6 protein-coding genes are annotated in these 6,000 nt (G+C 67.3%); 3 read left to right on the top strand and 3 right to left on the bottom strand.

What is annotated here, in order from left to right:
* The first annotated feature begins 519 nt into the window (after positions 1-519).
* The gene (locus tag ACIPM1_RS31755; protein ID WP_402440528.1) at positions 520-660 is read left to right on the top strand and encodes a hypothetical protein; all 141 of its coding nucleotides are present in this window, start codon (positions 520-522) and stop codon (positions 658-660) included.
* A 118-nt stretch (positions 661-778) separates the two neighbouring features.
* On the opposite strand, the gene ACIPM1_RS31750 is transcribed toward ACIPM1_RS31755, so the two are convergent.
* Complete coding sequence (locus tag ACIPM1_RS31750) at positions 779-1,234, bottom strand: hypothetical protein (protein ID WP_402440526.1); 456 nt, start codon at positions 1,232-1,234, stop codon at positions 779-781.
* A 1,091-nt stretch (positions 1,235-2,325) separates the two neighbouring features.
* Here ACIPM1_RS31750 and ACIPM1_RS31745 point away from each other — a divergent pair.
* A complete protein-coding gene (locus tag ACIPM1_RS31745) occupies positions 2,326-2,607 on the top strand; it encodes a hypothetical protein (RefSeq protein ID WP_402440524.1) in 282 nt (93 codons plus the stop codon).
* Here ACIPM1_RS31745 and ACIPM1_RS31740 read toward each other — a convergent pair.
* Both ACIPM1_RS31740 and mobF read right to left on the bottom strand, forming a co-directional pair.
* Positions 2,540-3,655, bottom strand: coding sequence for a hypothetical protein (locus tag ACIPM1_RS31740; RefSeq protein WP_402440534.1), 1,116 nt, complete (start codon positions 3,653-3,655; stop codon positions 2,540-2,542). The two genes, ACIPM1_RS31745 and ACIPM1_RS31740, sit on opposite strands and share 68 nt — an antisense overlap.
* A gap of 367 nt (positions 3,656-4,022) precedes the next feature.
* Positions 4,023-4,718, bottom strand: coding sequence for a MobF family relaxase (gene mobF / locus ACIPM1_RS31735; RefSeq protein WP_402440522.1), 696 nt, complete (start codon positions 4,716-4,718; stop codon positions 4,023-4,025).
* A gap of 525 nt (positions 4,719-5,243) precedes the next feature.
* Here mobF and ACIPM1_RS31730 point away from each other — a divergent pair.
* Positions 5,244-5,876: a hypothetical protein gene (locus ACIPM1_RS31730; RefSeq protein ID WP_402440520.1), complete on the top strand. Its 633-nt coding sequence runs from the start codon at positions 5,244-5,246 to the stop codon at positions 5,874-5,876.
* The last annotated feature ends 124 nt before the right edge of the window (positions 5,877-6,000 follow it).

The raw sequence follows: 6,000 nt of genomic DNA, 5'->3' as shown, positions 1-6,000 counted from the left end.
CAACTGGCAACTCGCCCCGGCCACCGCATAGCAAAGAGGGGCTGCCCGGCCTCCGGCCGGACAGCCCCTCACCAAGATCTTCATGAGCCTTCTAGGGGGTGAAGAAGCCGTGCTCGGGAGGACAAGACGCAAGCACCTGAGACCTGCCACTGTTCCGCCCGCCCAGCCGAACACATGCCGGAGGCAGTACCGATGACCACCCGCCAGACACCCAGGGCAACACCCGCACCGATCGCCGCTACGCTGAACACGCCACCCTGGGCTCGGGCAGAAGCCCCGCAGGGACGCTCTCAGGAAGAGAGCCGCAGCAGGACCGCCGACCGCGAGGCGCGCATCACCCCCACGCGGACGACACCACCTCAGGTGTCCGTCGTCTCTGTTCCTCCGCCTCGTAGGAGACTCCCGATGTCTCGGGACCCGCGCCCGCACTCCCCCATACCCGCCCGACCCGAACCACCCGGCCCGCCTAGCACGGGGCTGCCGTCGACGGCCCCGCTGCTGTCGGTGCACGCTGCCGTGGTGTTCCTGGCGGCCGTCATCATCGGCCTCGTCATGGGTGGGGTCATGTTCCTCCACGAGAAGTCCGTGCCTGCAGCCATCGCGACGGGCCTAGGCTGCTGCGGTCTCAGCGTTCCCGTGCTGCACAAGCTGATCGGCTGACCCGCGGTGGGGTCAGGGCGCATCCGCTGCGTCCGGCCCCACCGCCTCTCTCGAATTCCTCTACACGCAGGAACGCGTGTACAAAGCCATCCAGCCCGGGGCCATGGGTCAATGCTGCTCAGTTTGAGCGAGACACCCACTTAGAACTGGCCTTCCATGCAGCTCTGTGCAGCTCAAGCAGACGGCTCCGCTCAGCAGGCTCCACGGATAGGGCATCCAACACACTTACCAACTCAGATGGGGTAGGAATCAACTTTCCGCTCAAATAGTCAACAAGCGCGTCAGGATCTATGTCAGCGACGCGACTGATGTCCGTCACAAGCCATGGCAGACCGACTTCGCCAGGCAGGGTGACTCTTCTTGGACGCTGCCGCACAGCGCTCAGGGCCATCGCGAAGGCAGCTGCTTCCTCGGTCTCACCTATTACACGGTTGTCACTCGTAGTACCCGCCCCCGGGTGGACAGCTACGACTTCCTTGGAGCGCAGCGCAACCAGTTCATCCTCAACCTTGTTGCGGGCCATGAGCCACTCGCCAATGGCAAGTTTGCCACGAATGTCCCAGGCCGCGACCATGGTACTGATCGTTTCTGTCGAAGCTAGACGAGTCCCATTGAGGGCGGCATAGACGGCAGTTCGGCTTGTTCCCCATGGTGAGTTGCGAGCGATCTCAGTCGGGCTGATCCGTCGCACTTCTTCTCGGCTCCCTGCCCGCGCGATCGCCTCAGCTTGCAGGCGGCGCAGGCGAAGCGCGAATGCGCCCAATGGATGCCGGTAGTTGATGGGTCGTCGTCGATTCGGCATGTGCTGAGCTCGCCTCCCTTGAAGTCCCAAGTCCCGCTTGGTACTGCGTGGTGCCAGTCTGTCAGCTAGGTCACGGCTCCTGTGCTGCTATGAGAACGGCCCGTCGGAGGCGTCCAAACACACCGACGGGCCGTCGGATCTCACCTGCGAAAAGGGGACCCAATGGCTAACCGTACGCGCACCCGCAAAGGTGCACAGCCCAGCACCGGACAAGGGGAAGCGCTCAAACCGAAAGGAAAGTACTTTGCAGGCCAGGCAGTGCGGGGGACATGTGCCGGCGCCGCGCGTGCGGTAGTCGATTGGGTACTCCGAACGCTCACGGACCACTGAGCTGGCTACGCGATAGAGGGGCGGGAGCGGGAGCTTCCCTCTCCACGCCCCTCTACCGTCGGCGCGGCTCAGACGGCGTGGTGTGCAGAGGCTCCGTGCCACTCCGCCCAATGCGGGTCCGTCCAGGATGGCCTCGGATCGGCGACGCCGGTGCCTTCGAGAAACACGACCAGGTCGTGGTCGCTGTAGGCGGTGCCGAGGGTCTCGTCCCAGCCGCTGCTGTGCACGGTGCCTCTCCGGCCGCCCGAGGGGGAGGGCCGGTGCACGACGATCGGCGGTGCTGGTCACGCCTCCCAGCGTGCCCCGGGCCGGTTCGGTGAGCGAGTCGGACCGAGGCCCTCAGCACTGCGGTCGGCGAGCCCGAAAGCCTGATCATGTGTGAGCGGATGGAGAGCGCATCGTGCGTCATGCGCAGTCGGTGGGAGGTTGGAGGATGTGCTCGTTCCACCCGGGCAATCGGTGAGGGCTGGCCCCGAGGCATGATCTATCCGTAGGGGCGCACCGAGCGTCCCACGATCCTAGGGAGGGACCAGATGGCCGATTTTCCCGGCGTCTACCAGTGGCCTACGTACTTTCACGAAGCGAACAACTCAGCCGTTCTGTCCATGCAGGAGCACGGCCTGCTGAACCTTCCCGTCGGAACGGGGGTGCTCCTCCGCGGTGACCGCTACAGGGTGGTGGACTCCTGGTTCAGCTACGACCACCACGGCATCTTCGATGACGGCTTGCACATCTTCCTTGAACCAGTCACTGAGGAAGATGACCGCCTCCGGCACCTCGCCCCCGATTACTTCCGGGAAGACCCCGACGCCTGAGCGCCTCAACAAGATCGCCCGCTGCCCGATCCGGGTTGGGAGCGGTCTTGTTACGCTTCCTCACGAAATCCTGGTCCGACCGCGGGCCCAGGTGGTCGTGGTCAGCGCCGCACCCGGCGGCATAGCAGCTGCTCGTCATCACGGTCCGTCCGTTCAGCCTGGCAGCCGCCGCTGACAGCCGGGTCCTCGCGTCACCTGCGGAAGCGGGAGAGCCATGTGCCGCCGGCCTTCTGCTCGGGCACGACCTGGTCGTGCTCCTGGTGCTCGTGCCCGGCCTGCTGGGCTTGGCGTTCGGCAGTGATGGCGCGCTGCTTGCAGTCGTCGCACAGGTGCGGGTGGGTATCGCACGGGGCGCCCCACCCGGCGGGCTCGATGGCCTTCCACCGTTTGTCGGTGAACCGGGCGCCGCAACCGGCGCACACCGGGCGGCGGGCTTCCCGCTCGGCCTTCTGCTGCTCGGCCGCGCGGCGCAGCTGTTCCTTGTACTCCCGCTGGCGGGCGGCGTACTCGGCCTGCTTGCGGGCGTCGTGGGCTTCGCGGCACGGATTGCCGATCGCCTCGAGGTGCGTCTGGTTCTGTGGCCGGCAGAAGCGCCGGAAGATCGCTCCGGCCGGGACGAGCAGCAGCGGCGGGTGCGGCTGTCGCCGTCGCGGCCGTCGAGCACCCACCAGCGGGTGCGCCACATCGGCCGCTCCTTGCCGTCGACGTCCTTCAGCTTCCGTTGGCAGATCCGCATGTACTTGTCGATCTTCGCGGCGAGGACCTGCGCGGACTCGAAGCAGTTGTCGATCTCCACGAACAGCAGCGGCACTCCGTCCTCGGGCGCGGTGATGACGATGTCCGCCTTGGCGCCGCCCTTGCTGGGGTTGGACCAGGTGCCGGTCGCGGGCAGCGCCACCTCGGTCGCGTAGAAGGCTATGGTGCCCAACCCGGCGGGCGCGTCGACGGCGGCCTGTGCGGCGGCGAGGACGTCGGCCGGCTTGTTGGCGAGCTGGGACAGGTGCGGCTTCGGGCGCAGCAGGGCGAGCACGGCCTCGTTGACCGCCATCGGGTGGGAGGCGCCGGTGCGGCCCGCGCCGCGGGCCGGGTTGCCCATCTCCCCCACCGGCCGCCCAGCTCGCGAGCGGCGGCCGTCAGGCCCATGGGCGTCAGGTTGCGCAGCGTGTCCCCGCCCGGGAGCTGCCCGCCGTTCTCCGCCAGGCCGTGCTTGCGCAGATCGGACAGCGCGCCCGTGTGGGAGGCGGTGCGGGCCTGCTTCCGCTTCGACGGGGTCGGCTTGTCGGTGTGCCGGTAGCTCAGGTGCGGAGCCGCGATCTGCTGGATCTGTTCGACCGTCGCGACCTTCAGCACCCCGAGCACGTCGCCGCGCAGGGTGTTCGACGACCCCGCCAGGTTCTCCTCACGCTTCCCCGCCATCAGCTGCCCTCCCTCCCCGTCGTCTGGCGCGCGCGGCCACCTGCCGGGCGCCGGCCGCGCCCGCCCACAGTGGGCACCCGGCCCCCGGACCCGATGATCTCCTCCTCCACGGACATCACTTCCACAGTGGCCTCCCAAGTGATCGCGCTCGTCTTCCACCACGCGCGCGGCTGCGCGAGCGGCCGGGTCTGCTGCTTGGGCGGGCGGGTCATCTTCGCCGCGATCCCGTTCAGCTTGGCGCGGGCCTTCTCGGAGACCTCAGGCGCGAACTTCAGGTTGCCGTCGTCGTCGACGGCGGTGACGTACTCGTGCTCCAACTCTGCCCAGCAGGCGGCTATCTGGTCGCTGCGCCGTGAGGTCCAGCGGATCAGCTCGTGCGGCACCCCGGCGATCTCCATCACCGGGCGCCGCCCGGCGGTGACGGTGCGCGGCTCGGAGGCCAGCCCCAGCGCCTTACACACCCCAGCCATCACGATCTCGTTGTAGAGCGCGGACGCGGCGACGGTGTTCTCGAACAGGACCTCCGAGTGGACCGATCCCCACTTCCCGTCCAGACGCTGCCCCTTCACGGACAGCCACAGATGGTCATGGAGTAGCGGCATGCCGGACCGGGCCTCGTAGTGGTGGAAGCGGGCGGCGACCAGGCCGGCGGGCGGCCGGACCTGGTCGCCAGCGGGGACGACCCGCCAGACCACCCCTGACCAATACACCTGAACTACGCAGCAGCAGGCAGTAATAAAGAAATCCCGTAACGATCACTGAACTTGCACTTCAGAGCCTTCCCTCGCTTCCGAACCTCCACGGAGACTCCAGCTCAGAGACAGACCACACCACGTCAAAAATCCTCAAACGATCACTAGATTCCCCAGGTCAGCCCATCACTTACCTAGTGATCACTACCGGGTTTGTCACCTCCAGCCCGACCCCGTCGAGGCCGACATCGACCCGGCCGCCATCGAGGAGACACGCACAGCCCTACAACTGCAGCTGGAGGACGCACAGCGCATCCAGGAGGCCGATGAGACGCACCTGCAGACCGCCCAGGAACGCTCGCAGCAGCTCAGCTTCGCCATCAGCAGCCTGCGCCGGGAGCTCGACGCCCAGACCCGCGATGCGGTCGCCCCCCCCGCTTTGACGCGATCGCCGAGGCGAGCTCCCGCGTCGCCGCGCTCAAAGCCAGCATCGATGTCATCACCCAACTGCGGGAATCGTGGGCCCGGGTGCGCGCTATCGACGCGGATATCCGCTCGATCAAGGCCGAGCGCCGGCAGGTCAACAAGGACATCAGGGAGAAGTCCGAGCAACTCAAGGTCAGCCAGTCACTGCTGGGCGACCTCAGCACCGAGTTCGGTCGGCTGCTCACCGGCTGGAACCTGCCGTGGGTCGAGACGGCGGTCATCGACCGCGACACCTACCTGCCCGTGGTCAACGGACAGCCCTTCGAGAGCCTGCAAGCCTCCGGCGGCGGCCTCGCCACGTCCGTCAACCTTGCGTACAGCCTCACCCACCTCACCTCCGGGCTCGACCACGCCGACGTCCTGGTCCCGTCCCTCCTCGTGATCGACTCACCGCGCAAGGCCTTCGGCAACAACGCCTCCGACCGCCAACGCGCTGCCGAGATCTACAGTCGATTCAGGACCCTGGCTGATGCGTACGGCGAACGCCTCCAAATGATCATCGCTGACAACGACCCCCACCCATCACCAGCGACTCCTTCGGCAAGGTGGAATTCGACTACGAAAACCCCATGGTCCCCGGCGTCGAGCACCCTGGCCCCGAACACGTCACCCGTATCGAAACCCAGTCGGAGAGCGGAGATCGACAGCCTCCTGCATGACCGGCGGGACGGGTAGTCGGCGACAGCGACGTAGTCCCTCGACGTCAGTTACGGCGGCGTCGGACGCTGCGCAGCCACCGGCCCAGGGCCGAACGCCCGCCGTCCTCTCCTGGCCCCGGCGGCGGGAACGGCGGAAGCGG

Source organism: Streptomyces sp. NPDC086766, assembly GCF_044746005.1.
Classification (GTDB): Bacteria; Actinomycetota; Actinomycetes; order Streptomycetales; family Streptomycetaceae; genus Streptomyces.
Note: the sequence above shows the minus strand (reverse complement) of the source record. Positions and strands in the feature narration are given on the sequence as shown.

Coding starts and splice junctions, on each gene's coding strand:
- ACIPM1_RS31750 (WP_402440526.1), bottom strand. CDS start 1,234: ATGGTCGCGGCCTGGGACATTCGTGGCAAACTTGCCATTGGCGAGTGG.
- ACIPM1_RS31745 (WP_402440524.1), top strand. CDS start 2,326: ATGGCCGATTTTCCCGGCGTCTACCAGTGGCCTACGTACTTTCACGAA.
- ACIPM1_RS31740 (WP_402440534.1), bottom strand. CDS start 3,655: ATGGCGGTCAACGAGGCCGTGCTCGCCCTGCTGCGCCCGAAGCCGCAC.